This is a genomic window from Candidatus Latescibacter sp. IFSED24, assembly GCF_058273205.1.
This window is the reverse complement of sequence record NZ_CM177850.1, coordinates 4,279,158-4,304,348: the sequence shown is the minus strand read 5'-3', so window position 1 is coordinate 4,304,348 and position 25,191 is coordinate 4,279,158. Positions and strand designations below refer to the sequence as shown.

The following is a 25,191-nucleotide window of genomic DNA, read 5'->3' as shown; positions in this document are numbered from 1 at the left end:
AGCGACGTCAAGTCCCGCGCCTTGTTGCCGATGATATACTGTCGTTTCGAGTCGACGGGAGCACGGGGCAGCACCCCGCGGCTCCCCGCACGCCCGGGAACCAACGAGGCATCCTCTGCATGGCACCGTTCGCCCTGCCCACCAGCCTCTTCCGACCCAGCCGCCCGACCGTCTCGGCGCAGCAGCGCGAGCGCGAGGCCCTGGAACGGATCATCACCGTGGTGTCCGGCAGCATCTCCGCCGGGGACCGCACCTCCGCCATGCTCGAGATCGAGCACGCGCTGGAATTGCTGGGCAAGCATGTCGGCGTGGATCGGTGCTACTTCTTCCAGCTCGACACGAAGAACCACATCCATCAGCTACTCGCGGAATGGTGTGCTCCAGGCGCACCGCCCATCCCCGCCGAGGCCGACCGCCGCCTGCCGACCGAGGCCCTGCCCTGGGCCACCCAGCAGATCCTGCACGGCCAGCCGGTGGTGGTCCCCGACGTGACCGACCTGCCCGCCGAAGCCGCGGTGGAACAGGAGCGCTGGATCCTCCAGGGCCTGCAGTCGCTGCTCATCGTGCCCGCCTTCACGGCCGCCGATCAGGCCGGCGGGCTCGGCCTGGACCGTCTCCAGGAGCAGGGCGTCTGGACCGAGGCCGACCTCTCCCTGATCCGGACCGTGGCCGCCGTCCTGGTCAACGCCTGGGCCCGCCAGGAGGCCGAGGAGAAGCTGGCCAACCGGCTGGGGATCGAGCGCACCCTCGCCAGCATCGCCGCGCGCTTCATGTCCTTGAAGGCCACGGAGGTGCCCACCGGCATCGACGAGGCGCTCCGCCGGCTGGGCGAGTTCGCCGCGGTCGACCGCGTCTACCTGTTCGAGCTGACCGACGACGGCCAGCATCTGGAATACGCGCACGAATGGTGCGGCCCGGATGTCCCGGCGCTCATCGGCCACCTCGGGCGCACCCGCCTGTCCGACCTGTCCTGGGTCATGACGCCCCTGTTGCGCGGCGAGGTGGTGGAAGTGCCCAACGTGGACGCGCTGCCCGATTCGGCCGCCGACGTCCGCCAGCGCTGGCAGCAGCAGGGCCTCCGCTCGCTGCTGGCGGTGCCGCTGATCCTCGGCGGCGGCGTGCGCGGCGTGCTCGGCTTCGAGACCATCCACCAGCCTCTGCACTGGCTCAAGCCCGACATCTCGCTGCTGCAGACGGCCGCCGGTCTGATCGCCAGCGCCCAGGCCCGCCAGCGCACCGAGGCCAGCCTGGTCGAGGCCAAGGAACGCGCCGAGACCGCCAACCAGAGCAAGAGCGAGTTCCTGGCCAACATGAGCCACGAGCTGCGCACTCCGCTCAACGGGGTCATCGGCATGTCCAACCTGCTGGCCGAGACCGACCTCGATGCCCGGCAGCTGGAGCACCTGGCCCTGGTCCAGAAGTCGGGCGAGAACCTGCTGGCGATCATCAACGACGTCCTCGACTTCGCCAAGCTCGAGGCCGGCCAGCTCAGCCTGGAGCGCGACCCCTTCGATCTGCCCCGCCTGTTGCGGGACATCGGCGCCAGCCTGCAATGGCTCGCCGACGAGAACGGCCTCGATCTGCAGATCGCCTGCGACCCCGACGGTCCGCCGCTCTTGATCGGCGACGCCGGACGCCTCCGCCAGATTCTCACCAACCTCACCCACAACGCCCTCAAGTTCACCGAACACGGCGAGGTGAAGCTGGCCGCCGCCCGCCTGGGCTCCGGGAGCGGCCGCGCGCGCTACCGCCTCGTGGTCTCCGACACCGGAGTCGGCATCCCGGCGGAGAAGCAGGCCCAGATCTTCGACAAGTTCGTCCAGGTCGACGGTTCGTCGAAACGCCGCCACGGCGGCACGGGTCTCGGTCTGGCCATCTGCCAGGAACTGGCCCGGATGATGGGCGGGCAAATCGTGCTCGAGAGCACCCAGGGCCAGGGGTCGACCTTTACCCTGGAGCTGACCTTCCCGGTGGCGGCCACCGGCGACCAGTCCAGCACGGACACCGGGGCGGCAGAGACTCCGGGCAACGCCGACTTCAGCGATCTGCGGGTCCTGGTGGTGGAGGACAATCCCATCAACCAGCGGGTGGCCGCGGCGCTCCTGACCAGCCTGGGCTGCCCGTGCGAGCTGGTCGACAACGGCCAGCATGCGGTGCAGCGCCTGCGCGAGGAATCCTTCGACCTGGTGTTCATGGATTGCCAGATGCCGGAGATGGACGGCTTCGAGGCCACGCGTCGCATCCGGCTCCTGGACGGCGAGTCGGCGCGGGTGCCCATCGTGGCCATGACCGCCCACGCCATGCGCGGCGACCGGCAGCGCTGCCTGGACACGGGCATGGACGACTATCTCACCAAGCCGGTCCGCCGCGAGAAGCTGGCCAACATGCTGGCCCGCTGGGGCCGCCGTCCCACCTACTGCTGAACCGCCTCCCCCACCAGATGACCGAGACCGTCGGCCACCCGCTGGAGCTGCTCGGCCATGTTCGTCAGCTCGGCGCTGGACGCCGCCGATTCCTCGGCGCTGGCCGCGGTCGACTGGGTCATGCGGTCGAGGGTCATCATGGCGTCGGTGATCTCGGCGATGTGGCGCGCCTGCTCGTCGCTGGCGCTGGAGACGTGGCCGATGGCCTCGGTGGACTTCTCGGCCTGTCCGGTGATCTCGGCCAGGATCGCCGCCACTTCCTGCACCACGGCCACGCCCTGGTCGGCCTGCGTGCGCGATCCGGCGAGCAGGTCGGCGGTGTTGTGCGCCGCCTCGGCCGACCGCTGCGCCAGGTTGCGCACCTCCTCGGCCACCACGGCGAAGCCCTTGCCGGCGTCGCCGGCCCGGGCGGCCTCCACCGCGGCGTTCAGCGCGAGCAGGTTGGTCTGGAACGCGATCTCGTTGATGGTGCCGATGATGCGGCTGGTGTCGTCGGCGGCCTTCTTGATCGACTCGATGGAACTGGTCATGCGGCCCATGGCCTCGTGGCACTGGCGGGCCGCCTGGCTGGTCTGGTCGGCGGTGGTGCTGGCGTCGCCGGCGCTGGTGGTGAACACCTTGGTCTGCGCGGTCATCTCCTGGAGCGAGGCCGCGGTCTGCTGCAGGCTGCTGGCCTGGTCGCCGGTGTTGCGGGCGATCTGGTCGCCGGCCTCGCGGAACTGGCTGGCGGCGGTGAGGGTCTGATGCGCGCCGGTGATGATCTGCCGGGCCGCCTGGGTCACCGGACGGATCACGCCGCGGGTCAGGATCACGGTCAGGAGCAAGCCCAGCGCGAGCACGGCGCCCAGGGCGGTCAGGATGATGTTGCGCTGGAAGCTGGCCAGGGCGGTGTCGTTGGCGGCCGTGTTCACGGTCACGCTCGCCGCGCCGAGCACTTCGCCCACCTTGACCTCGTGGCACTCGAGGCAGCTCTCCTTGGCGGCCAGGGGCATGATGGTGCGGATGGTGTGGGCCTGGTGGTCGTTCAGGACGAGCGGCTGGCCGGTGGCCAGCACCTGCTCCTCGAACCGGTCCTCGGGACTGGCACTTTCGCGTTCGTCGAAATCCCGGACCACCGCGGGCCCCCGCACCGCATGGACATGGTCGATCCCCTCGGTGGCCAGCACGCTGGTCACGAAGGCATCCAGCGCATCCATGTCCCCGATCTCCCCGAAGACCTCCATGGAGTGGGTCACGGTCTCGGCCACGACCTGGGCCTGGGTCGTCCGGCCCTCGGTGGACATGTCGGTCACCCGATGCAGCGTGTAGGCCGAAAGCCCGCCCATGATCAGGACGAGGCAGCCCACCATCATGGCCACGATCTTCTCGCGCAGTTTCATGGTCTTCCCCCGGTTCAATAGATATCGGTTATCGTAATCAAATTGACCACCATTGTGGTCCTGTCTTGTCAATCTGATCGACCGGAGAGGGGAAATGTTGAGATAAAAGATCAGATTGGTAGGATCGATCCGAACCTGGCTGACCGGTCGTCGAGGGGGCCAGGGTGTCTGGCCCGGGCCCGGGATCCTGGTCGGCGACGGCGTCAGCCCATCCGCCGCGCGAGAGACAGCCGCGCGGCGTCCGGCGTCATTCGAGGCGGACGGCCGGGCTCGCGACCACCCCGCACTTCACGCCGTCGTAGGTCGCACGCACCGACCCGCTGCCGCGCACGATCCACTCGGCCTCGCGGACCGACTGCGGCGGCAGCCAGGCCGCCAGCCGCCCGGGATCCCGGCGCACGGTCTCCACGCCGCCGAACCAGGGATCGCTCACCAGACCGCCGCTGAGCACCTCGATGTCCTCGCCCTCCAGCGAGAAGAGGTCGCGCCGGTAGATGCTCTTTCCGCGGGCCTGGGCCGACAAGGTGGGCAGACCGCCCAGGTTGGCCGCCCGGGCGCGCACGCGCCAGAGCCCCTGGCCCAGGTCCTCGCGCGCCACCACTTCCACCGTGACCCGCGGCAGCTGCATGGCGGTCCAGACCACGAACATGGCGTTGCGGTGGAGGGTCTCCGGGAGCATCCAGCCGGGTGTCGAGCGCACGTCGAAGGGCTTCCAGCCGCCGATCTCGATGGGGCCGTACTGCGGGTGCTCGAAGGGCGTCCAGTCCACGAACATCTCGCCGGCCATGAGGTGGTCGTTGAACTCCTGCTTCTCGCTCAGCGGCGGCCGGCGCGACCAGAGGTTGCCGTCGTCGCCGTTGGGCTCGTCGCTGCGCCCGCGGTAGGCGAACTCGCTGGACATGGTGATCTCGCCGGTGAAGCCGTACACCCCCCAGATCTGGTACATGAACTCGTCGAAGTCGCCGAACGTGGCGTAGAGGTCCTTGTGCGAGATCAGGTAGCGGTAGCCGGGGACCGTGCGTTCGCCCTCGCGCCCGAGCCAGTCCCAGACCGCGATGTCGGCGGGGTCGTAAGGCGGCGAATCGGCGCTGCCGGGACCGCGCAGCCACATGCCGCCGTAATTGTGGAAGGCGAAGGCGAAGGCGATGTTGGGTCGGTCGGCGATGAAAGCGGCCACCGCGCGGGTGTTGGCCGCCGAGAAGGGGAAGTCGCCCGACCCCGCCTGCACGTACGGCGGCTGCCAGTTGAAGCCCCAGTTGCGGTTCATGTCGAGGTAGCCCGGGCCGTCCTCGTTGACGCGGCCGTCGCCGTCGCTGTCGATGCCCTCGAGCCCCAGGAGCGTCCACTCGGCCTGCTCGCCGGGCTTGACGCGCACCAGGACGCGCGGGTCCGCGGGGTCGCTGCGGTGGGTGCCGCCAGGGTCGCGCACGCGCATCTGCAGGATGAGGCCGTCGCCGTCGAGATCCTCGGGGCCGTCCTCGTCGGCGAGGCCGTCGAAGTCGTCGTCCACCGGCACCTGCGCGGTGCGGCCGAGCTGGTGGCTGGCGGGATCGGCGAAGAAGCGCGCGCGGCTGTCGACGTTCACCGTGGGGACGATGTAGAACGCGGCGCGGTCGACCAGCTCGGTGATGCGCTCCCATTCGCCGTAACGGTCGAGCAGGAGCCAGGCCAGGTAGAGGCAGACCTCGGTGGCCTGGATCTCGTTGCCGTGGATGGCGCCATCGACGTACATGGCCGGCTTGCCCGCCGCGGGACCGGCCTTCTCGCCGGTGATGGTGAGCTGCCAGATGTCGCGGCCCTCGGCGCTGCGGCCGATGGTCTCGAGTTTGGTGAGGTCGGGATAGGCCTGGTGGAGCGACGTCAGGGCGGCGGTGACCGCATCCTGGTCGAAGTAATGGTCCCATTGGAAGCGAGGCTTGTCGGCGGCCAGCGCGGGCACCGCCACGAGGAGCAGGATCACGAGCAGGCGCTTCATCACTGGCCTCCCTTCGCGGTGACGGTGCCGAGGCTCGGCGCGGTGGCGGTGACCTGCAGATCGCGCGGCTCGTCGGCGCGGACCAGCCAGTGCAAGGTGACCGCGCCGCCGGCAGGCAATTCCGCCACGACCTGGCGCAGGGGATCCTGGAGCGGTTCGGCCCCGGCCAGGGTCACGGTCAACGGTCCGGGACGACGGTTGATGGTGCCCATGACGGTGGGATAGGGGATGCGTCCAGTGTTGCGCACCACCGCCGTGACTTCGTGCAGGCCCTCACCCCGCGCCTCGATCCGCAACGGTGCCAGCTCGAGTCGCGGCAGCCAGTCGGGCAGCTCGAGCAGCAGCGGCAGGAGGGCCCGGGACCGGATCTCGGCAGCGTAGGCGGCCGGCGTGCGGGTGGCGCCGGGTTCGGGACCGCCAACCAGCACATCGGTGCCGTCGTCCAGGGTCAACGCGGTCCAGGGCCGCCAGCCGGCGTGGCCGCTGGTAGTCGTCCGCTGGTGCAGCAGGACCAGCTCGTGGTCGGGGGCCGGAACGGTGGTCACCGTGGCGGTGGTGTCGACGGCGGCGGTGTCGGGAGGATCGGGCAGGGTCCACAGGTCCAGCGCCACCGTGGGCACTCCATAATGGAAATAGGCCCAGGTTGCGGGCGAGCCGCCACCGGGGGCGGCCGGTGCCAGTCGCGGCGAGGCGAGGCCCGCCGTGTCGAGGAAGGCGCGGTAGCGTTCAGCCAGGGCCTGCCACCAGGCGAGGTCGCCCGCGGGCGGGTGCTCCAGCGGCGCGAGGTGCAGCATGGCGCGCACCCTCGCCGGCGTCAGGTTGGCCCGTCCCCCGCGCTCGGCGGCCGCGGCGAGCACCGCCTGCAAGGGGTACTCCGCCCCAGACTGCAGGCCCAGCTCGCGGGCCAGCCGCCAGGTCACTTTCACGGGTTCGGAATCGCCGGGCGGCGAGGGGTCGGCACCGGGCACCTGCCAGAGGTTGTTGGTCTCGCCCAGGATCAGGACCAGAGCGATGTCCTGGTGTGCGAAGGCGAATTCGAGGATGGCGCGGGTCTCGGGCTGGTCCCCGGCCCAGCGCCCGCCACGCGCGGTCCAGTGCGTGAAGCCGTGCGGGAAGTTGGTGGCGAGATCCGCGCCGCCTGGCGGGTCCTCGTTGAAGAGACCGTCGCCGTCCTGGTCCCGCCCCTCGACCTCGCGTCGGTAACGACCGGGCAAGCCACGGGCGGGGTCGGCGGAGAGAGGCAGCTGGTCCTGGTCCAGAGTCCACGCCCCGGCCGGGTCCTCCACCAGCATCCAGGTGATGACGCCGTCGCCGTCGAGGTCGTCGGGCGGATCCTCGCCCTCGCGCCCGTCGCGGTCCTCGTCCACCGGCGTGGCGTTGAAGCCGCCGGCCGCACGTGGTCGGGCGAACCAGCGATCGAGGCCGTCGGGTGCCGCCACGGGCAGCACGTACCAGCGGACCGCGGCGGCGGGTGCCGCAGCATCGGCGGCGAGGATCTCGGCTGCCAGTTCGGTGGCCGCCAGCGAGCAGAGGGGCAGGTCGCCCTCCACGTTGGCGAGCACCAGGATCGCCGGGGCACCGCCGTCGGGCTCACGCGCGGGGTCGATCTCCAGCAGGCGCAGCTTCTGGCCGCCGGCCGAGAAGCCGATCTCGTGGAGCTCGGCGCGGTCGAGACGGGCGAGGTCCTTGAGCCGACCGGCCAGTTCCTTGCCGTCGGGCCAGGCGGGGGTGGTGAGGGCGGGGGTGGTGAAAAGGGTGAACAGCAAAACCAACAATCCAAACCACCGCATGTGATCCCTCTCTTGTGCCACGGAAAGTGTGTCCGAGCCATTCTGTGATCTTAATCACCGCCATTGTTGATGTTCCGGCATGCTGGCGACAACAATCGTACTGCCTGCAGGACGATGTTCGACCCGGACACAATCTCGATGGCACAAGAAGGAGTATACCGGGGGCATGGTGGGGCAGCAACGGTCACCACCCCCTGAATCCCCATTTCCTCTCCACGACCCATGGACTATCATGGTCGCCGACCCGCAGCCCGGAAAGGACCGCTCCCATGACCCGCTACCTGTCGCTGCTCGCTGTCGTCGCCCTCTTCCTCGGCCAGGTCGGGGTCGCCAGGGCCCAGACGCCACCGGCCGCCGGTCCCACCTTCCGGCGGGTCGAGATCCATCTCGAGGGTGGCCTGGGGCTGCCGATGGGCGACCTGAGCGCCCCGGTCCGCGCCAGCGCCCCGAGCGCCCTGGGCGCCGAGGCGGGCTACATGCTCGGCCTGCGGACTCGCTTCTTCCTGGGCCGGTCGTGGACCCTGGCGCCGAGCTTCAACTTCACCCAGTTCGGCGACTACGACGGATTCACGGCCACGGGCGACAAGCTCAAGATCACCGCCTCGGTCCTGCGCTACGGTCTGGACCTGGTCTATCTGGCACCGGGCAGCCACGGCACGCTGCGGCCCTTCGTGGGCGGCGGCGCGGCGTTCGTCCACAACAAGTACCACGAGGACATCGACGAGGAGACCTCGATCTATGACGCGGCGGTCAATGCGCTGTCATGGTCGGTGATCGCGGGTCTGCGCCTCAAGGACTGGGAGCTGTCGTTCCAATACGACATCAACCGCTTCAGCACCCCCCTCTTCTATCCCACCGGCGAGGATCTCGATTATAACTGGAGCAGCGTGGTGCTGCGCATCAGCTACGTCCTGCCACGGATCTGAACGTGGACGAGGCCGCCTCCAGGTGGAGGCGGCCTCGTTGCTTCACGCGTCGCCGACGTCTACATCAGCATGGGCTTGCCAGGCTGGCCCGGAGGGCCGAGATCCGGCGTGTAGGGATCCGATTCCTCGGAATAGGGGCCCTGGCGGCCCTCGGCGTCCACGCCGGCCACGCGGGCACGGTAGGTCTGACCGACGTCGAGGTCCATGACGTAGGTGGTGGTGTTGGTGGAGCCCACGGTGGTGTAAGGGCCGCCGTTGGTGGAGAGTTGCAGGATGTAGTGGTGGACCGGGGATCCCTCGCTGGGAGGAGTCCAGGAGGCGGTCACCTCGACGGTCTGTGCCGCGGCCGAGGAGGCGCCCAGGACCCCGAGGGCCAGCAGGACCCCGAGGACCGTCAGAATTCGTGCGTGCTTGGTCATGGAAACGTGCTCCTGGCCGGTTGTCTTGGTCCTTCGCCGGCAGGGTCCGGCGTCGAGATACCCGGCAGTTGCATAGGCGGTGCCCGCCCGGGGTGCCGGTGCGAATTGGGCACAACTCGCCACGACAAGGCAGGTTAGGTCCTTTCTCGAGCTGATATCGATCCTTAAAATTATCACCACGGCTTGCAGGATGCGACGATCGCGGCGCGGTGTTGCAAGATGGCAGAGTATCACGGTCCCGGTAACGAAATCCGGTTGCCTGACCGCTGGCCGTGGTGTTCCTTTGCGGGGTCGAACGACCCGGCCCGCCCCGAACCGTGCGGGCCCCGCCATTCCGCCTGCCGGAGGAACGACATGAACGCCGAAGTCCTGAAGCTGTGGCCCGAGCTCGAGTGGATCGCCGACGAGGATCTGAAGAAGGCCACCGCCAAGACCTGGGAACTTGCGCTCAAGCGCAGTCCGCTCACCGCCGAGGACCTGGAGACCATTCCCTTCACCTTGCTGGTGCCCGACTGCAAGGTGAGCTTCATGGCCCACAAGCGGCTGGTGGTGCACGTCAGCCGCGATGCCGGCGTCCAGATGAACAAGTTTCTCTCGCCGGACCTGCACGTGGACATGGACACCGTCATCGCCGGCGCCATCCTCGCCGACGTGGGCAAGCTCCTGGAGTACGACACGCAGGATGGCGAGACGGTCAAGAGCATGACCGGCAAGTACCTGCGCCACCCGTTCACCGGCGTGGCCCTGGCCATGGAGGCCGGCGTGCCCGACAGCGTCTGCCACATCATCGCCGCCCATGCCGGCGAGGGCGATCTGGTGACGCGGTCGCCCGAGGCCTATGTGGTGCATCATGCGGACTTCATGACCTTCCTACCCTTCAAGCATAAGTTTTAGCCTGGGAGGGGATGGGGGGATAAGAACGTGCGGGGGCCCTGGACGGGCCCCCGCCGTAACGTATCCCCCCATCCCCTCCCAGGCTTGGCGATTTGGGGGCACGAGTGGCGGGCCAGAGGCCCGCCACCGTGCGGAGTACCGTGCGGAGGGCCGTGGGAGGGTGGGGAGGGTGGGTGTGGGGTGGCCATTTTTTGGGAAATCGGTGATCATGGCGCCGGAGATGACAGCAACCGAGTCCGAGACCGAGGAGATTGTGACATGGCCGATCCCATTGACAAGGTGCCTGGCAACGCGAACGGCCAGTTCTACGTGGACACCAACTGCATCGACTGCGACCTCTGCCGCCAGACGGCGCCCGACAACTTCGACCGCAACGACGACGAGGGGTTCTCCTACGTCAAGAAGCAGCCGTCGAACGAGGAGGAGTTGCAGCTCTGCCGCGACGCCATGGACGACTGCCCCGTGGAAGCCATCGGCAACGACGGCGAGTAGCGTCCGCCATATGCTCACGAGGCGAGGCCGGCCGCCCCGGGCAGCCGGCCTCGTCGCGTGTCCACGCCGAGATGCGGAAATCCCGAAACGAAGAGAAACTTTTTCAGGGTCCGCGGAGTTCATACCGAGCGCCCGGCGCTGACGGCGCGGCCCGGCTCCCGTTCCCGGCGGCCGGCCCGCAGCGTCAACGATCAACCCAAGCCACCTCAGTCGGAGGATTGCAATGTTCAAGAGAGGGACCCTCAGTCGCCTGCTGGCCGCGTCGTTGCTGGTCACGGTCGGCTTCATCGGCGGCCTCGCGCTGACCGCCGGCGGCGACCAGACGGCCATGCTGGCCGTGCCCGTCGCCACCGCCGCCGTCCATAACGACCTCGACCCCGCCGACGTGGCCGAGCTGACCATGCCCGCCGTCGTCAACATCAACACCAACAAGGTGGTCGAGCGGCAGCAGAACCCGTTCCAGAACGACCCCTTCTTCCGTCGCTTCTTCGACATCCCCGAGCACCAAGAACGCCTCGAGCGCAGCCTCGGCTCGGGCGTCGTGATCAGCGAGGACGGGTACATCGTCACCAACAACCACGTGGTCGAGAACGCCGAGTCGATCCGCGTCTCGTTCAACGACAACGAGACCTACGACGCCGAGATCATCGGCACCGACCCCTTGACCGACGTGGCGCTGATCAAGATCGACCCCGACCGCAAGCTGCCCTTCCTCGATTTCGGCGACAGCGACCAGCTCCGCGTGGGCGAGCGCGTCATGGCCGTGGGCAACCCCTTCGGGGTGGGCCAGACCGTGACCATGGGCATCGTGTCGGCCAAGGGCCGCGCCATCGGCCTCATGCAGTACGAGGACCACATCCAGACCGACGCGTCGATCAACCCCGGCAACAGCGGCGGCGCGCTGGTGAACATGCGCGGTGAGGTCATGGGCATCAACTCGGCCATCCTCAGCCGCAGCGGCGGCTCGCAGGGCATCGGCTTCGCCATCCCCGCCAACATGGTCGAGCGCATCCTGACCAGCCTGCGCGAGGACGGCTCGGTCACCCGCGCCTGGCTCGGCGTCCAGGTCCAGGAAGTGAACCAGGCCATCGCCGACTACTACCAGCTCGACAAGCCCATGGGCGTGATGGTGGCGCGCGTCACCGAGGACACCCCGGCCGAGGAAGCCGGCCTCGAAGAGGGCGACATCATCATGGCCGTGGACGGCAAGCGCGTGGATTCGGTCTCGCAGCTGCGCAACACCGTCTCGCTGCTGCCGGTCGGCCACAAGGCCAAGCTCGAGCTGCAGCGCGAGGGCAAGCAGATCGAGAAGACCGTGAAGCTGGGCGAACTGCCCGCGCAGGAGCAGCTGGCCAGCAACCGCGGCAGCGGGCCCGAGGACAACGACGGCATCGAGGGCGTGACGGTGCGCGCGCTGAACGACCAGCTCCGCGCCCACGCCAGCGTGCCCGATAACATCGACGGCCTCCTGGTCACCGACGTCGACAATCGCAGCGCCGCCGCCCGCGAGGGCCTGGTCGAGGGCGACGTGATCCTCGAGGTGAACCGCCGCGACGTCACCTCGCTGGACGACTACCGCGAGGCGGTGGGCGAGAGCGGCGACCGGCCCGTGCTCCTGCGAGTCTATCGACCGCGCGTGGAGGGCCGGCTCTTCCTGGCCATTCCGCGCTAGCGTCGCGGCGTCCGGTGCGGTAGCATCGGGTCATGACCGCACGGAACAATAGCGCGCGTTCCGACAGCGAGGCGGTGCGATCCCCAGGGATCGCACCGCCGGTTTCGTTGGTGTTCGTCTCCTCGCTCGTCGGCTGGGGCGGCGGCGAACAGTGGATGCTCTCGGCGGCGGCGAACATGCACCGGCGCGGACACCGGGTCGCGCTGGCGGTGCAACCGCGCAGCGCGCTGGCCGAACGGGGACGCGCGGCGGGACTGGCCGTCGCCGAAGTGCGCCTCGGCGGCTGGCTGGATCCGCGGTCGTTGTTCGGACTGGCGGCCGTGCTGCGGCGCGCGCGGGCGGACGTGGTCTGCGCCAACCTGGACAAGGAGATCCGCCAGGCGCGGTTGGCGGCCGGCCTGGCCGGGCGTACGGTCAAGCTGGTGGCACGACGCGGGTCACCCGACCGGATCAAGGACAACTGGCACTACCGCCTGGTTTACAGCCGCGGCGTGGATCGGTTGATCTGCAACTGCAAGGCGCTGGTGGAGCCGGTGTGCGGCGGGGCGCCCTGGTTCGACCGTGCCCGGGTGCGCGTGATCCCCAACGGGGTCGACCTCGCCGGGGTGCAGGCGCGGGCGCTGGCTGGCGACGTGCGGCAGGAACTGGGGATCGCGGCCGGTGTGCCGGTGGTCGCCTGCGTGGGCGAGGTCGGCTGGCGCAAGGGGCAGGAGCACGTGCTGGCGGCGGCCGCGACGCTGCGCGACCGGTTCTCCGATGCGGTGTGGCTCATCGCCGGCGAGGGCGACGGGCGGACCGCGCTCACGGAACAGGCGCGCGACCACGGGCTGCTCGACGGCGGATGCGTGCGGTTCCTCGGCTTCCGGCGCGACGTGCCGGCAGTGCTGGCGGCCGCCGACATGGTGGTGCTGCCGAGCCGGATGGAGGGCTTCCCCAACACGCTGCTCGAGGCCATGGCGCTGGGTCGCGCGGTGGCCGCGAGCAATGTGGACGGCATCCCGGAGCTGGTGCTGCACGGCGAGACGGGGCTGGTGCACCGGGTGGATGATCGCGAGCGTTTCACCGCCGATGTGGCGCGGCTGCTGGCGGAGCCTGGATTGAGGGACCGGCTGGGCCGGGCCGGGCTGCGCCGGGTGGAAGCGGAGTTCGCCGAGGAGTTGGTGATGGACCGGGTGGAGGCCTGCCTCTGCGATTGGGCATCACCAGCGCGGACACATTCTTCGCGGGAGGGATGAGCGAGGCGAGGTCCTCCTTGGCGTCCCCCGGGGGCGTGCTCCAATCTAACTTACTGTTAATAAAGAAAATACAGAGTTCAATGTTCCTCGCCCCCCACGAACCGCCACCTTCCCCTCCATCCCCCATGCCGCTTGCCATCCCCCCGGATCATCGCTAGATACTAGACCAGAACCCCCACTCCGCAGTACACCCCCGAGCCTCGTGCATCCAGGATCCGCCCACCGACATGGAGGTCCCCACCCGTTTCACGAAGGGGGATGGCCATGCTCGACCGCAACCGCCTCACCAACAGCTTCGGCGCGCCCATCGACGACGACGAGCACTCGCTGACCGCCGGCAAGCGTGGTCCGACCCTCCTGCAGGACACCCACCTGCTCGAGAAGCTCGCCCACTTCGACCGCGAGCGGATCCCCGAACGCGTGGTCCACGCCAAGGGCGCCGGCGCCTTCGGGTACTTCGAGGTCACCAGTTCCATGCGCCACTTCACCCGCGCCGCGTTCCTCGGCGAGGTCGGCAAGATGACCGATGTCTTCGTACGCTTCTCCACCGTGGGCGGCGAGCAGGGGTCGGCCGACAGCGAACGCGATCCGCGCGGGTTCGCCGTGAAGTTCTACACCGAGGAGGGCAACTACGACCTCGTGGGCAACAACACGCCGGTCTTCTTCATCCGCGACGCCGTCCAGTTCCCCGACTTCATCCACACCCAGAAACGCAACCCCGCCACCCACCTCAAGGATCCCGACGCGTTCTGGGATTTCCTGTCGCTGACCCCGGAATCGATCCACCAGGTCACCATCCTCTTCAGCGATCGCGGCACGCCCAAAGACTACCGCCACCTCAACGGCTACGGAGGCCACACCTTCATGTGGTACAACGCCGAGGGCGACCATTGCTGGGTGAAGCTGCACCTCAAGACGGCGCAGGGCATCGAGAACCTCACGCGCGAGCAGGCGGTGGCGCTCGCGGGCACCGATCCCGACCACGCCACCCGCGACCTCTGGCAGGCCATCGACCGCGGCGACTACCCGGGCTGGACGCTCTACGCCCAGATCATGACCGCCGAGGCCGCCGCCACCTACCGCTTCGACCCCTTCGACATCACCAAGGTCTGGCCGCACCGCGACTATCCCCTGCAGGAGGTGGGCCGGCTGACGCTGAACCGGAATCCCGAGAACTACTTCGCCGAGGTGGAGCAGGCGGCGTTCTCGCCGGCCAACTTCGTGCCCGGCATCGGCCCCTCCCCCGACCGGCTGCTCCAGGGCCGCCTGTTCAGCTACCACGACGCGCACCGCCACCGCCTCGGCCCCAACTACCACCTCATCCCGGTCAACGCGCCCCACCAGACCGACCAGCGCTCGTATCAGCGCGACGGCCGGATGCGCACCGATCAGAACGGCGGCGCCGCCGTCAACTACTGGCCCAACAGCTTCGGCGGGCCGGCGCCCGAGGCCTCGGTGGCCCTGCCGTACCTCGACGTCGCCGGGCTGGCGGCGCGCCACGTCTACGAACGGGGGGACATGGACTTCGTCCAGGCGGGCGATCTCTTCCGCAAGGTGATGACGGACACCGATCGCCAGCACCTCGTCGCCAACATCATCGGTCATCTGGGCGGTGCGCAGGAACGGCTCCAGTACCGGCAATGCGCGCTCTTCAGCAAGGCCGACGGCGACTACGGCCGCCTCGTGGGCAAGGGACTGAACCTGAACCTGGCGAAGGTGGAGCAGCTCGCGGCCATGACCCAGGATGAGCGGGTCGCGGCCACGAGCAGCGAGGAGTTCCGGAGCGAGCGGGGCGCGCAGGCCTGACCGCGGTCAGGGCTTCTCGTCGTGGAAGTCGAGCAGGTCGACCGGCATCACCACGGTGGTGGCGATGTTGCTGAGATGCGACGAGATGCGCTTGAAGAAGCGCAGCGCCAGCACCAGGCACACCGCGTCGCGCACCAGGAAGTCGCCGTCGGTGATCTCGCGGATGGCTGCCTCGCAGTCGCGGCCGAGGCGGCGGGTCTCGGCGATGACGTCGGCGGCGCCGGGATCGTCGCTGTCGGCGAAGGCCTCGCGCGTGCGCACCATCAGCTGCTCGATCAACTGCGAGCGCTCGCCGAGCCAGGTGGCGTAGAGGGCCCGGTCGGGCTGGTCGGGCTGCATGTCGACGATCTCGTAGATGTTCTTGATGTAGTCGCCGATCCGCTCGGCATCCTTGACCGCATTGAAGAAGATCAGCGCCGTGGGGACCTCGCCCCGACGGCCGCCCACACCCAGGCGGGTGATGACCCGACGCCGGATCTGCCGCATCAGCTGGTTGATCTGCTTGTCGCGGTCGAAGATGGAGCCGCCGGGGTCGGTGTCCGGTGCCCCGTCCACCAGCACCTGCCGGGTGTAGCTGAACATGTCGCTCGAGAGCTCGAGCATCTCGCTGAGCATCTCCACCATCTCGCTGCTCCAGTCGTCCTCACGGAACAGCGCCATGATCGATTTGAAATCCATGTCGGCCTCCCGGGCCAGCTAGCCCAACCAGCGATCGAGCAAGACGAAGATCAGCGGCAGCACGAAGAATACACCCACCATGTAATACAGCGCATACATCTTGTTCCGGCTGGTGCGGTGCGCCAGGGCCCGCGCCAGGTTGATGGGGATCATGCGCAACCGCCGGTAAGGATAGATGATCAGGATCCCCGCCAGGTTGAAGAGCAGGTGCACCAGCGCCACGGTGACCGCCGCGGTGTTTCCGGCCAGCGAGGCCAGCAGCGCGGTGACCGTGGTCCCCACGTTGGCGCCCAGCGTCACGGCGAAGGCCCCTTCCAGCGGCACCAGTCCCGCGCCGATGATCGGCACCAGCAGGCTGGTGGTGATGGAACTGCTCTGCACCGCCACGGTGATCCCCAGCCCCACGGCCATGGCCCCGATGCCGCCCCGACCGACCCAGCCGGCGAACGACCCCTCGGCGCGGACCAGCACCACTCGTTTGAGCACGCGGGTCAGCATGGTCAGTGAGAAGAAGATCAAGAGCAACGCCAGCACGAGCTCGATCACGCCCGCGACCCAGTCCGGCAGATTCATCACCTCGAGCAGCAGGTGCTTGACCAGATTCGCCGCCGGCTTGACCACGGTCTTCACCGGGCTGTGGAACTCCAGGCCCTCGGCGCCCACGAGCAGGGTGCTCAGCCACGTGGCCGAGCGCTCGAGGATGTGGGTGGCCTGCTCCAGCGGGAACAGGATCAGGATCGAGAGCAGGTTGAAGAAGTCGTGCATGGTGGCGCCCGCGAACGCGCGCACGAACTCGCTACGGCGGTTCATGCTGGTCATGGCCACCAGGGTGTTGGTCACCGTGGTGCCCATGTTGGCGCCCATGATGATGGGCACCGCGCCACGCACGGTGAGCGCGCCGGCCGCCACCAGACCGACCACGATGCTGGTGGTCGAGCTGCTGCTCTGGATCAGCGAGGTCGCCAGCAGGCCGATCATCAGTCCCAGCACCGGATTGGTGGTGCCGGTGATCAGGGCCTCGCTGAAGCCCTTGCCGAAGAGCTTGAAGGCGCCGCCCATGAGGCTGATGGCGAAGAGGAAGAGGTAGAGCAGGCCGGCGACCAGGATGAGGCGTCCGATTCCCGTCAACCAGGGCACAGGCTTGGGATCGGGCGGGGAGGACGTGGTGGCGGCTTCCATGAGGATCCCAGGTTGGAGGAACCGATCGTGAGGGCGCCAAACGAGGCGGATGTTAACGGTGCGTTAAGGGTTTGTCAAAGTAGGTGGTCCGATTTCCATGTTAAGTTTTGGTAAATGCTCCGGGTCGGAGCACGGGGGGCAAGATTTTCCCCGCTCCGGCAAGGTTGGCGGGCCCAGGCACCGGCCCAGAACCACCAGAATCCCGCCCTGAAGCCGCTGAGCGTGGCTCCTGGACTCCCGGGATCTGGGCCCATTTTTGCATCAGCGTTGAAATTGGTTATGGTGGTGGCGCGAGACGTCACCCCATCGACCACTGCAGGAGGCTGGCAGATGGCCATTCTCAAGGTTGCCCGCATGGGTCACCCGGTGCTGCGCGAGACGTGCAAGCCGGTGGACCCGGCCAAGATCACCGGACCCGAGGTCCAGCGCCTGATCCGCGACATGCTCGAGACCATGATCGAGTACAACGGCGTGGGTCTGGCCGCCCCTCAGGTCTACACCCCCGTCCGCCTGGTGATCGCCGGTGGCGAGGAGGACGACCAGGGCCGACCGCGGCTGCGCGTCCTCATCAACCCCGAGATCACGGTGCTCGACGAGGAGCGGCTCCTGGGCATGTACGAAGGCTGCCTGAGCGTGCCCGGGCTGCGCGGCTACGTCGAACGCCCGGCCCACATCCGGGTCAAGGCCTACGACGAGAAGGGAAAGCAGTCGGAATTCGAGCTGGAAGGCTTCCCGGCCATCGTCATGCAGCACGAATGCGACCATCTGGACGGCGTCCTCTACGTCGACCGGATCGAGAATACCACCAAGCTGGGCTTCGAGGACGAGATCCAGCGATTCCAGGACCACGCCGACCTCGACGACGAGAACGGCGAGGAGGACTGAGCGGCCGGCACTTGGCTGGCCGCCGGAAAGGGATGTCCATGCAGGAGCAGTTCCTTGCCGGGCTGGTGACAGCCTTCAACCGCCGCGATTTCCAGAGCGCCGCCAGGCTGGCCAGCGAGGGTCTGGTGCATGCCACCGGCCGCGACGAGGTCTTCTGGATGGGCCTCCACGAGTCCTGCGAGGGTTACCGGCAGTTGCTGGCCGGCAACACCGACCGCAGCGAGCATCACATGATGATCGCCATGCAGAACCTGCGGAACTTCGGCTACAACTATCAGGGCCTGCAGGTGACCACCCTGCTGGCGGGACTGCGCCGCTGCGTGGAGGAATTCCGCGCGGTGAAGGCCCAGGACAAGCGCATCTTCGACGTGACCCTCGTCCCCCAGCTCCGGCTGGCCGAACAGGTCGAGCAGTCCTTCTGACCCCGATGGGGCACCTCGGGTCGGGCCCCCAGCGACGGATCCTCGTGGTCTGTCGATGGTCGGGCCCGGCTTCGCGCTCGCCGACCCCTCACGGCTCCTCTCCCCGCCTCCCCACCGCCGGCAGGATGTCCTTGAACGCCTCGCCGTAGATCTCCCAGATGGTCAGGAACAGCGCCCCCACGATGGGTCCGATGATGAAGCCCAGGGCGCCGAACAGCGTCAGGCCGCCCAGGGTGCTCAGGAACACCAGCAGTTCGGGCATCTGGGTGTCGCGGCCCACCACGCGGGGCCGGATGAAGTTGTCGACCATGCCCACCACGAGGATGAAGAACAGCGACAGGCCGATGGCGGTGACCCAGTGACCGCCCATGGCTAGCCAGACCGCCGCCGGCACCCAGATCAGGGCCGTCCCCAGGCCGGGGATCACCGAGAGCACCACCATGACCGCGCCCCAGAACACCGCGCTGTCCACGCCGGCCACGGCGAAGGCCAGGCCGCCCAGGACGCCCTGGATGATGCCGATCAGGCCGGTACCCTTGAGCGTGGCGCGGGTCACCGAGAGGAACTTGTCGAGCATGAGGCGCTCGTCGCGGTCCTCGAGCGGCAGGTACCACAGCATCTTGTCGAGGACCTGCCGGCCGTTGATCAGGAAGAAGTAGAGCGCGTAGAGCATGACGAAGAAGAGGAAGACGAAGTGCACGGTGCCCATGGTGGCGTTGCTCAGGGCGCCCACCAGCCAGTTGCTGATGCTGCCGGCCAGCTCGCCGGCCTTGGTCAGGATGTCGTCGCGGTAGGGCTCGATGCGGTCATAGAACGGCAGCGCCTCGAGCTTGCGCGAGAGCTCGTCTGGCTGGGTGAGGTTGGTGCGCACCCAGGGAGTCACGTTGTTGCCCACCTTGACCGCCTGGGCGGTGACCAGACCGGCCAGGCCGCCCAGCGGCACCAGGATCAGCACCACCAGCAGGAGCTCAGTTACCACCGCCGACAGTGCCTTGCGGCCGCGGAACAGCCGCTCCAGCCGGCCATAGGCGCCGTTCATGAGCCCGGCCAGGATCGCGGCCATGAGCAGGGCCAGCAGCATGCCCTTGATCATGCGGAAGAACATGATGGAGATGAAGGCCAGCAGCATGAGCAGGACCACGCGGTTCACCGTTTCACGCGACATGGGGCTCTCCAGCGGAAGGGTGGATGGCGGCCGGCCGCAGCCGGCGGGGTCGAGCGCATGGTAGCGCACCGGGGCCCGGGAGGCTAGACTGGCCGCGAGGACGGCCGACCGGCGGCCGTCCGCCCCATCGACCCGAAGGAGAAAACCGTGTCCGTGACCGCTCGCATCGAGACCAGCAAGGGTGTGATCAACCTCCAGTTGCACGCCGACCGGGTGCCCCTGACCGTGGCCAGCTTCGTGAACCTGGCCCGCCGCGGCTACTACGACGGCCTGACCTTCCACCGGGTCATCGACGACTTCATGATCCAGGGCGGCTGCCCCGACGGCAACGGCATGGGCGGCCCCGGCTACCAGTTCGAGGACGAGTGCGATCCCGAGCTGCGCCACGACGGGCCGGGCGTGCTGAGCATGGCCAACGCCGGCCCGGGCACCAACGGCAGCCAGTTCTTCATCACCCACGTGCCCACCGACTGGCTCGATGGCCGCCACACGGTCTTCGGCAAGGTCGCGGGGCAGGCCGACCAGGACGTGGTCGACGCCATCGCCGCGGGCGACGGCATCGTGTCGGTGACCATCGAGGGCGAGGGCGTGGGCGAGCTGCTGGCCGGCCAGCAGGACCGCCTCGCCGAGTGGAACGAGGTCCTGGACGGCCGCTTCCCCGAGCTGCGCCCCGTCGAGTGAGCGCCGGGTGGCGGCAGGCCACCCGCGGCTTATCATGGCACCGATATCGTCGCTTCAACCGGCCCCCGCGGCCGGCAACCCGAGAGGATCCGCGTCATGGCCCAGTTCAAGCTCAAGGGCAACCCCTTCAACACCGTGGGCAACCTGCCCGCCGCCGGCAGCCAGGCCCCCGATTTCACCCTGGTGGGCAGCGACCTCGGCGAGGTCAAGCTGGCCGACCTGGCCGGCAAGAAGGTGGTCCTGAACGTCTTCCCCAGTCTCGACACCGATGTCTGCGCCGCCAGCGTGCGCCGCTTCAACGAGGCCGCCGGCACGCTGCCCGGCACCACCGTGCTCTGCGTCTCCATGGACCTGCCGTTCGCTGCCGGAAGGTTCTGCACCACCGAGGGCCTGCAGAATGTCGTGACCGCCAGCGATTTTCGTAACGGTCAATTCGGCAAGGACTTCGGCATGCGCATCGCCGACGGTCCGCTGGCCGGACTGCTGGCCCGTTCGGTGATCCTGCTTGACGAGAACGGCAACGTCATGTACACCGAACTGGTGCCCGAAACCACCCAGGAGCCGAACTATGACGCGGCCCTGGCGCTCCTCGGCTGACGGGGGACGCATTCGGCGCACAACTTCTTGCTCACGGGAACGGCCGCGACGGATCGCGGCCGTTTCTCATGGGTGGCAACGTGTGATCAGAGCCCGCCCAGGTCGAGATACTGCCACATGTACCACGACCCGAGCGACCGGTACGGCCGCCAGCGCTCGCCGAACGCGGTCAGCTCGCGCGGCGTGGGCGGCTGGGCCAGGCCGTAGACCTTGACCACCGCGTTGCGCAGGCCGAGATCGTCGGCCGGCAGCACGTCCAGGCGACCCAGGTGAAAGATGAGCACCATTTGCGCCGACCAGCGGCCGATCCCCTTGACCTGACACAGCTCCGCGATGGCCGCCTCGTCTTCGAGGCGCGGCAGGCGCGATAGGTCGAGGCGGCCGTCGCGGACCCGGGCGGCGAGATCACCGAGGTAGCCCTGCTTCTGGCGCGAGAGGCCGGCCGCGCGCAGGGTGTCGGCGTCCAGGGCGAGCAGCTCGTCGGCGGTGGGCAGGCCGGGGCCGGCGGTGAGCGCGGCCACGCGGCCGACGATGGTCCGGCCCGCGGCCACGGAGATCTGCTGATGGATGATCGAGCGCACCAGGATGTCCCAGAGCGGCAGCGGCTCGGCGTGGCGCGGGCGGTAGGGACCGACCCGGGGGATCACGCGGCGCAGGACGCGGTCGCGTCGCTGGAGCTCGGCCAGGGCCGCCGCCACTTCCGCGTCGAGGTGCACCCCCTCCACGAAGAGGAGCCGCTCCTTGAGCCAGGCGCCGCCGGGCGACGAGAAGCCGCCCGGGCCCCGGCGCGTGTCGGCGGGCAGGCAGCGGTGGCAGGGAACCAGCAGGGGCACCGGGTTGGCGCCCATGATGCGCCCCACGGCGCGGGCGGCGCCGGGTTTGCCGGCGCGGGCGGCCAGCTCGCCGTAGGTGATGGTGGCGCCGGGGCCGACGCGGCGCAGGGCGTCGCTCACCCGGCGGGTGAAGGTGTGGCGCGCGGCGAGATCCACGGGGATATCACGGAGATCGTCGGAGCGCCCACCCAGATGGGCCTCGAGACGCCGGGCCACACCGGCCACCGGCGGCGGCAGGCGGCGCGGCTGCGGGCGGTCGAGCGCGGCGGCCAGGGCGGCGGGGTCGGCATGATCGGGATCCGAGAGCACGACACGGTCGATGCCGCGGGCGGTCCAGGCCAGGCCCACGGGGCCGAGTGGGGTGGCGACGACGGCGGCGCCGGGGTCGAGGGCGGTGAAATCCATGGCGCGCTCCTGCGATTGGGGGTGGCCGAGATGGGGGCCGTTGCGTCATTGTACGCACAACCGATCGCGATGGCCCAGGGATGGAGAGTGATGTACCGCTACCAGGAAGATCCCCGCTACTTCGCCCAGGTGGGCGGCGGCGTCGAGGAACTGGCCGTGCAGGAACTGCGCGACCTCGGGGTCGAGGACGTGGAGCCCTCGGTGCGCGGCCTGCACTTCCGGGCCGACCCGCCCGTGCTCTACCGCGTGGTCTACGCGTCGCAGCTCCTGCAGCGGGTCATCGCGCCGCTGCTGCAGTTCCGCTGCCACAACCCCGACTACCTCTACCGCAAGGTGCTGGAGGTGGACTGGCGCGAGTTCCTGCGGCCCGGCCAGACCATGGCCGTGTTCGCCAACGTGTCGCACTCCAAGCTGCGCGACAGCCGCTACGTGGTGCGCCGGGTCAAGGACGCGGTGTGCGACCGGCTGCGCGAGGACACCGGCCAGCGCCCCAGCGTCGACACCGAGAACCCGCACCTCTGGCTCAGCGCCCACGCGGTCAACGACCAGGTCACCCTGGGGGTCGACCTCGCCGGCGGCTCGCTGCACCGGCGCGGCTACCGGCAGCAGTCGGTGGAGGCGCCCATGCAGGAGACCACCGCCGCGGCGATGCTGGCCATGACCGGCTGGGACGGCTCGCGGCCGCTGCACGATCCCATGTGCGGGTCGGGCACCCTGCTGGCCGAGGCGTGGCTGCGCGCCACCGGCACGCCGGCGCAGACCCTGCGCGCGCGGTTCGGCTTCATGCAGCTGCCCGATTTCGACATCGTGGCCTGGAAGCAGGTCAAGAAGGGCCTCGACAGCCGGCGGCGCCTGCTCGATCCGGGACTGGTCACCGGCGGCGATCTCGACCCCGGCGCCGTGGCCGCGGCCCGGACCAACCTGGCCATGCTGCCCGGCGGCGACCGCGTCAAGGTGCGGCAGCGCGACTTCCGCGCGGTGGACGACCTGCGCGACGCGGTCATCGTGGTCAACCCGCCCTACGGGATCCGCCTCGAGAAAGGTCGCGACCTGGCGGGGTTCTACAAGGAGCTGGGCGACTGGCTCAAGTTCCGCTGTCCCGGCTGCGAGGCCTACGTCTACTTCGGCGAGCGCGAGCTGATGAAGCGCATCGGGCTGCGGCCGGCGTGGAAGCGGGCGCTGCGCAACGGCGGTCTCGACGGCCGCGTGGCCAGGTACGAGCTGTACTGAGGGAGCGTCCATGAAGCTCGGCTTGCTGATCCTGGTGTTCCTCGTCCCGCTGGTGTGTGCCTGCGGGCAGAAGCAGCAACCGGCGCCGGCGCCCGAGTCCGCCGTCGCGCCCATCGCGGTCGAGCCGCGCCTGCTGCCGCTGGCCGGCCCGGCCGCCGCCCCCGAAGCCGAGATCTCGGCGCTCTTCTGGTACGGCGACCGGCTGGTGCTGGTGCCGCAACATCCCGAGCGCTACACCGTGGGCCAGGACACGCTCAGCTTCTTCGTCCTCGACCGCGCCGACATCGTGGCCGCCATCGACCACGAGCGCCGCGAGCCGCTACGGCCGCGCCCGGGCCGGCTGGTGGCGCCGCGGCTTCTGGACAGCATCCCCGGCTGGGACGGCCTGGAGGCCGCCGCCGTGCTGGGCGACACGGTGTTCCTGGCGGTGGAGGCCAAGGTCGACGGCCGCATGGCCGGCTACCTCCTGCGCGGCGTGCTCGACCCGGCCGGCGAACCGCTCACCCTCACGGTCGACACCGACCTGATCGCGCCCGTGCCCATCACCACCCAGCTGCCCAACATGTCGCAGGAAGCGCTGGTGCTGACGCCCGATCGATTGGCGGTGGTCTTCGAGGTCAACGGCCGGCGCGTCAATCCCGGCGCCCACGTGGCGGTCTTCGACCACAACCTCGACTACCGCGGCAACGTGCCCATGGTCCATCTCGAGTACCGGGTCACCGACGCCTGCCGCGGCGCCGCCCCCGACAGCACCTTCTGGGTGCTCAACTACTACTACCCGCCCGAGGGCCCCCTGCTCCAGCCGCCCGTCATCCCCACCGGCCCCGTGGAGCAGATCGTCCAGCTGCGCTTCGACGGCGAACGCCTGGTGCGCGGCCTCTGTCCGCCGCTGGACCTGCGCCGCGATCCCGAACTGCCCGCGCGCAACTGGGAGGCCATGGTCCTGCTCCCGGGCCGCGGCTTCCTGTTGATGACCGACCGCTACCCCACCACCCTGCTGGCCTTCGTCCCCTTCCCGGACGAGGCGGCCGACCATCAAGGAGACGCCACTCCATGACCGACATCCACCACGACCTGACCGTGCTGATCACCCGCGACGGCATGGGCACCGCCGACCCGGCCCTCGCCCACAAGCTGGCCGGCAGCTTCCTCGACCTCCTCGACCTCGAGGACCGCCTGCCCGGCAGCATCTGCTTCTACGCCGACGGCGTGAAGCTGGCCTGCGCCGGCTCGCCGGTGCTGGAGACCCTGGCGGGACTCGCCGCGCGCGGGGTCCGGCTGATCGTCTGCTCGACGTGCCTGCAGTTCTTCGGGTTCGAGGATCGGCTGCAGGTGGGCGAGGCGGGGAACATGCGGCAGATCCAGGCCGCCATGTGGGACGCCGCCAAGGTGCTCCCCATCTAAAGTTCGCGGTGCGAGCTGCCGAAGATGGAGACGAGATCGCGTTCCCCCGGGGGAGCGCCCCTTCGGAATCCTCTTCGGGGAGGCTCATCGTGAACTGTCCGGCTTGCGGACATCTCCTCAGCGCCCACCAGGTGGGCGACATCACCGTGGACGTCTGCCGTGGCGGCTGCGGCGGCGCGTGGTTCGACAACCGGGAACTCGAGAAGGTGGACGAGAGCTTCGAGCCCGCCGACGAGGGCCTGCTCGACGTGCCCCACGATCCCGCGCGCACCGTGGACCACGAGGCGCGGCGCTACTGTCCCTGCTGTCCCAGCGTGGTGATGATGCGCCACTACTTCAGCGTCCGGCGCGAGATCGAGGTGGACGAGTGCCCCGCCTGCGGCGGCTACTTCCTCGATCGCGGCGAGCTGGCGGCCATCCGCGGGCAATTCGCCAGCGAGGAGGCCCGTCGCGAGGCCGCCCGCGCCACCTTCGACGACCTCTTCGCCGACCAGCTCGACGAGGAAGCGTCCCGCACCGACGAGCAGCTCGCCCGGTCGCGGCGTTTCGCCCGCATGTTCCGGGTGCTGCTGCCGAGCTGGTGGCTGCGCGGCAAACAGCCCTGGGGCGCCTTCTAGTCGGCTCCCCACGCTCTGGTGACCGGCACGCGACCGCTCGCGTGCCGGTCGCACCTTGCGCTCCACACGTTCCTGGATTTTGAT

Annotated in this window: 23 protein-coding genes; 15 read left to right on the top strand and 8 right to left on the bottom strand. The window is 69.1% G+C overall.

All coding sequences use genetic code 11. The features are described from left to right. The first annotated feature begins 119 nt into the window (after positions 1-119). Positions 120-2,423 (top strand): response regulator, encoded by a 2,304-nt coding sequence (locus IFSED24_RS17180; RefSeq protein WP_491332709.1) that lies wholly within the window; start codon positions 120-122, stop codon positions 2,421-2,423. Here IFSED24_RS17180 and IFSED24_RS17175 read toward each other — a convergent pair. From IFSED24_RS17175 to IFSED24_RS17165, 3 genes are all read right to left on the bottom strand, one after another. Then, positions 2,414-3,802 carry a methyl-accepting chemotaxis protein gene (locus tag IFSED24_RS17175; protein WP_491332708.1) on the bottom strand — a complete coding sequence of 463 codons (1,389 nt, stop codon included), beginning with the start codon at positions 3,800-3,802 and terminating at the stop codon, positions 2,414-2,416. The genes IFSED24_RS17180 and IFSED24_RS17175 overlap by 10 nt on opposite strands. Before the next feature lie 247 nt (positions 3,803-4,049). Continuing rightward, positions 4,050-5,777, bottom strand: coding sequence for a M14 family metallopeptidase (locus IFSED24_RS17170; protein ID WP_491332707.1), 1,728 nt, complete (start codon positions 5,775-5,777; stop codon positions 4,050-4,052). Beyond that, positions 5,777-7,543: a DUF8731 domain-containing protein gene (locus tag IFSED24_RS17165; protein WP_491332706.1), complete on the bottom strand. Its 1,767-nt coding sequence runs from the start codon at positions 7,541-7,543 to the stop codon at positions 5,777-5,779. The genes IFSED24_RS17170 and IFSED24_RS17165 overlap by 1 nt, the downstream gene beginning before the upstream one ends. A gap of 293 nt (positions 7,544-7,836) precedes the next feature. Between IFSED24_RS17165 and IFSED24_RS17160 the strand changes: the two genes are divergently transcribed. Continuing rightward, entirely contained in the window at positions 7,837-8,493 is a 657-nt protein-coding gene (locus tag IFSED24_RS17160; protein WP_491332705.1) for a hypothetical protein, read from the top strand. A 59-nt stretch (positions 8,494-8,552) separates the two neighbouring features. Here IFSED24_RS17160 and IFSED24_RS17155 read toward each other — a convergent pair whose 3' ends face one another. Then, the gene (locus IFSED24_RS17155) at positions 8,553-8,912 is read right to left on the bottom strand and encodes a fibronectin type III domain-containing protein (protein ID WP_491332704.1); all 360 of its coding nucleotides are present in this window, start codon (positions 8,910-8,912) and stop codon (positions 8,553-8,555) included. A gap of 354 nt (positions 8,913-9,266) precedes the next feature. Between IFSED24_RS17155 and IFSED24_RS17150 the strand changes: the two genes are divergently transcribed. From IFSED24_RS17150 to IFSED24_RS17130, 5 genes are all read left to right on the top strand, one after another. Beyond that, positions 9,267-9,806 carry an HDIG domain-containing metalloprotein gene (locus IFSED24_RS17150; RefSeq protein ID WP_491332703.1) on the top strand — a complete coding sequence of 180 codons (540 nt, stop codon included), beginning with the start codon at positions 9,267-9,269 and terminating at the stop codon, positions 9,804-9,806. Positions 9,807-10,064: 258 nt separating this feature from the next. Next, positions 10,065-10,298: a ferredoxin gene (locus IFSED24_RS17145; RefSeq protein WP_491332702.1), complete on the top strand. Its 234-nt coding sequence runs from the start codon at positions 10,065-10,067 to the stop codon at positions 10,296-10,298. Between the two features lie 223 nt (positions 10,299-10,521). After that, entirely contained in the window at positions 10,522-11,970 is a 1,449-nt protein-coding gene (locus IFSED24_RS17140; protein WP_491332701.1) for a DegQ family serine endoprotease, read from the top strand. A gap of 110 nt (positions 11,971-12,080) precedes the next feature. Further along, entirely contained in the window at positions 12,081-13,205 is a 1,125-nt protein-coding gene (locus IFSED24_RS17135) for a glycosyltransferase family 4 protein (RefSeq protein WP_491332700.1), read from the top strand. Between the two features lie 264 nt (positions 13,206-13,469). Next, positions 13,470-15,011, top strand: coding sequence for a catalase (locus IFSED24_RS17130; protein ID WP_491332699.1), 1,542 nt, complete (start codon positions 13,470-13,472; stop codon positions 15,009-15,011). A gap of 6 nt (positions 15,012-15,017) precedes the next feature. Here IFSED24_RS17130 and IFSED24_RS17125 read toward each other — a convergent pair whose 3' ends face one another. Together IFSED24_RS17125 and IFSED24_RS17120 are read right to left on the bottom strand one after the other, a co-directional pair. Continuing rightward, a complete protein-coding gene (locus IFSED24_RS17125) occupies positions 15,018-15,689 on the bottom strand; it encodes a phosphate signaling complex PhoU family protein (protein ID WP_491332698.1) in 672 nt (223 codons plus the stop codon). A gap of 18 nt (positions 15,690-15,707) precedes the next feature. Continuing rightward, positions 15,708-16,868: a Na/Pi symporter gene (locus tag IFSED24_RS17120; protein WP_491332697.1), complete on the bottom strand. Its 1,161-nt coding sequence runs from the start codon at positions 16,866-16,868 to the stop codon at positions 15,708-15,710. Between the two features lie 330 nt (positions 16,869-17,198). Between IFSED24_RS17120 and def the strand changes: the two genes are divergently transcribed. Further along, entirely contained in the window at positions 17,199-17,753 is a 555-nt protein-coding gene (def, locus tag IFSED24_RS17115) for a peptide deformylase (RefSeq protein ID WP_491332696.1), read from the top strand. 38 nt (positions 17,754-17,791) lie between these two features. Continuing rightward, positions 17,792-18,175 (top strand): hypothetical protein, encoded by a 384-nt coding sequence (locus IFSED24_RS17110; RefSeq protein ID WP_491332695.1) that lies wholly within the window; start codon positions 17,792-17,794, stop codon positions 18,173-18,175. Between the two features lie 88 nt (positions 18,176-18,263). On the opposite strand, the gene IFSED24_RS17105 is transcribed toward IFSED24_RS17110, so the two are convergent. Further along, positions 18,264-19,340 carry an AI-2E family transporter gene (locus IFSED24_RS17105; protein ID WP_491332694.1) on the bottom strand — a complete coding sequence of 359 codons (1,077 nt, stop codon included), beginning with the start codon at positions 19,338-19,340 and terminating at the stop codon, positions 18,264-18,266. 147 nt (positions 19,341-19,487) lie between these two features. On the opposite strand from IFSED24_RS17105, the gene IFSED24_RS17100 reads away from it, so the two are divergent. Then, complete coding sequence (locus IFSED24_RS17100; protein WP_491332693.1) at positions 19,488-20,021, top strand: peptidylprolyl isomerase; 534 nt, start codon at positions 19,488-19,490, stop codon at positions 20,019-20,021. Between the two features lie 96 nt (positions 20,022-20,117). Further along, positions 20,118-20,618, top strand: a complete 501-nt coding sequence (gene tpx / locus IFSED24_RS17095) for a thiol peroxidase (RefSeq protein ID WP_491332692.1) — start codon at positions 20,118-20,120, stop codon at positions 20,616-20,618. A gap of 86 nt (positions 20,619-20,704) precedes the next feature. Here tpx and IFSED24_RS17090 read toward each other — a convergent pair whose 3' ends face one another. Next, positions 20,705-21,856 carry a methylated-DNA--[protein]-cysteine S-methyltransferase gene (locus tag IFSED24_RS17090; protein ID WP_491332691.1) on the bottom strand — a complete coding sequence of 384 codons (1,152 nt, stop codon included), beginning with the start codon at positions 21,854-21,856 and terminating at the stop codon, positions 20,705-20,707. 90 nt (positions 21,857-21,946) lie between these two features. Here IFSED24_RS17090 and IFSED24_RS17085 point away from each other — a divergent pair, with 90 nt between their 5' ends. The 4 genes from IFSED24_RS17085 to IFSED24_RS17070 all read left to right on the top strand — a co-directional run bounded on the left by IFSED24_RS17085 (position 21,947) and on the right by IFSED24_RS17070 (position 25,107). After that, positions 21,947-23,086, top strand: a complete 1,140-nt coding sequence (locus tag IFSED24_RS17085) for a THUMP domain-containing class I SAM-dependent RNA methyltransferase (protein WP_491332690.1) — start codon at positions 21,947-21,949, stop codon at positions 23,084-23,086. Between the two features lie 10 nt (positions 23,087-23,096). After that, positions 23,097-24,143 (top strand): hypothetical protein, encoded by a 1,047-nt coding sequence (locus tag IFSED24_RS17080; RefSeq protein WP_491332689.1) that lies wholly within the window; start codon positions 23,097-23,099, stop codon positions 24,141-24,143. Beyond that, entirely contained in the window at positions 24,140-24,490 is a 351-nt protein-coding gene (locus tag IFSED24_RS17075) for a DsrE family protein (protein ID WP_491332688.1), read from the top strand. Before IFSED24_RS17080 ends, IFSED24_RS17075 begins: the two co-directional genes overlap by 4 nt. 89 nt (positions 24,491-24,579) lie before the next feature. Next, on the top strand, positions 24,580-25,107 hold the full coding sequence (locus IFSED24_RS17070; RefSeq protein ID WP_491332687.1) for a TFIIB-type zinc ribbon-containing protein: 528 nt from the start codon (positions 24,580-24,582) through the stop codon (positions 25,105-25,107). Positions 25,108-25,191 lie beyond the last annotated feature (84 nt).

Coding starts and splice junctions, on each gene's coding strand:
- IFSED24_RS17105 (WP_491332694.1), bottom strand. CDS start 19,340: ATGTCGCGTGAAACGGTGAACCGCGTGGTCCTGCTCATGCTGCTGGCC.
- IFSED24_RS17140 (WP_491332701.1), top strand. CDS start 10,522: ATGTTCAAGAGAGGGACCCTCAGTCGCCTGCTGGCCGCGTCGTTGCTG.
- IFSED24_RS17170 (WP_491332707.1), bottom strand. CDS start 5,777: ATGAAGCGCCTGCTCGTGATCCTGCTCCTCGTGGCGGTGCCCGCGCTG.
- tpx (WP_491332692.1), top strand. CDS start 20,118: ATGGCCCAGTTCAAGCTCAAGGGCAACCCCTTCAACACCGTGGGCAAC.
- IFSED24_RS17160 (WP_491332705.1), top strand. CDS start 7,837: ATGACCCGCTACCTGTCGCTGCTCGCTGTCGTCGCCCTCTTCCTCGGC.
- IFSED24_RS17120 (WP_491332697.1), bottom strand. CDS start 16,868: ATGGAAGCCGCCACCACGTCCTCCCCGCCCGATCCCAAGCCTGTGCCC.
- IFSED24_RS17090 (WP_491332691.1), bottom strand. CDS start 21,856: ATGGATTTCACCGCCCTCGACCCCGGCGCCGCCGTCGTCGCCACCCCA.
- IFSED24_RS17085 (WP_491332690.1), top strand. CDS start 21,947: ATGTACCGCTACCAGGAAGATCCCCGCTACTTCGCCCAGGTGGGCGGC.
- IFSED24_RS17175 (WP_491332708.1), bottom strand. CDS start 3,802: ATGAAACTGCGCGAGAAGATCGTGGCCATGATGGTGGGCTGCCTCGTC.
- IFSED24_RS17075 (WP_491332688.1), top strand. CDS start 24,140: ATGACCGACATCCACCACGACCTGACCGTGCTGATCACCCGCGACGGC.
- IFSED24_RS17080 (WP_491332689.1), top strand. CDS start 23,097: ATGAAGCTCGGCTTGCTGATCCTGGTGTTCCTCGTCCCGCTGGTGTGT.
- IFSED24_RS17180 (WP_491332709.1), top strand. CDS start 120: ATGGCACCGTTCGCCCTGCCCACCAGCCTCTTCCGACCCAGCCGCCCG.
- IFSED24_RS17150 (WP_491332703.1), top strand. CDS start 9,267: ATGAACGCCGAAGTCCTGAAGCTGTGGCCCGAGCTCGAGTGGATCGCC.
- IFSED24_RS17130 (WP_491332699.1), top strand. CDS start 13,470: ATGCTCGACCGCAACCGCCTCACCAACAGCTTCGGCGCGCCCATCGAC.
- IFSED24_RS17110 (WP_491332695.1), top strand. CDS start 17,792: ATGCAGGAGCAGTTCCTTGCCGGGCTGGTGACAGCCTTCAACCGCCGC.
- IFSED24_RS17125 (WP_491332698.1), bottom strand. CDS start 15,689: ATGGATTTCAAATCGATCATGGCGCTGTTCCGTGAGGACGACTGGAGC.
- def (WP_491332696.1), top strand. CDS start 17,199: ATGGCCATTCTCAAGGTTGCCCGCATGGGTCACCCGGTGCTGCGCGAG.
- IFSED24_RS17155 (WP_491332704.1), bottom strand. CDS start 8,912: ATGACCAAGCACGCACGAATTCTGACGGTCCTCGGGGTCCTGCTGGCC.
- IFSED24_RS17145 (WP_491332702.1), top strand. CDS start 10,065: ATGGCCGATCCCATTGACAAGGTGCCTGGCAACGCGAACGGCCAGTTC.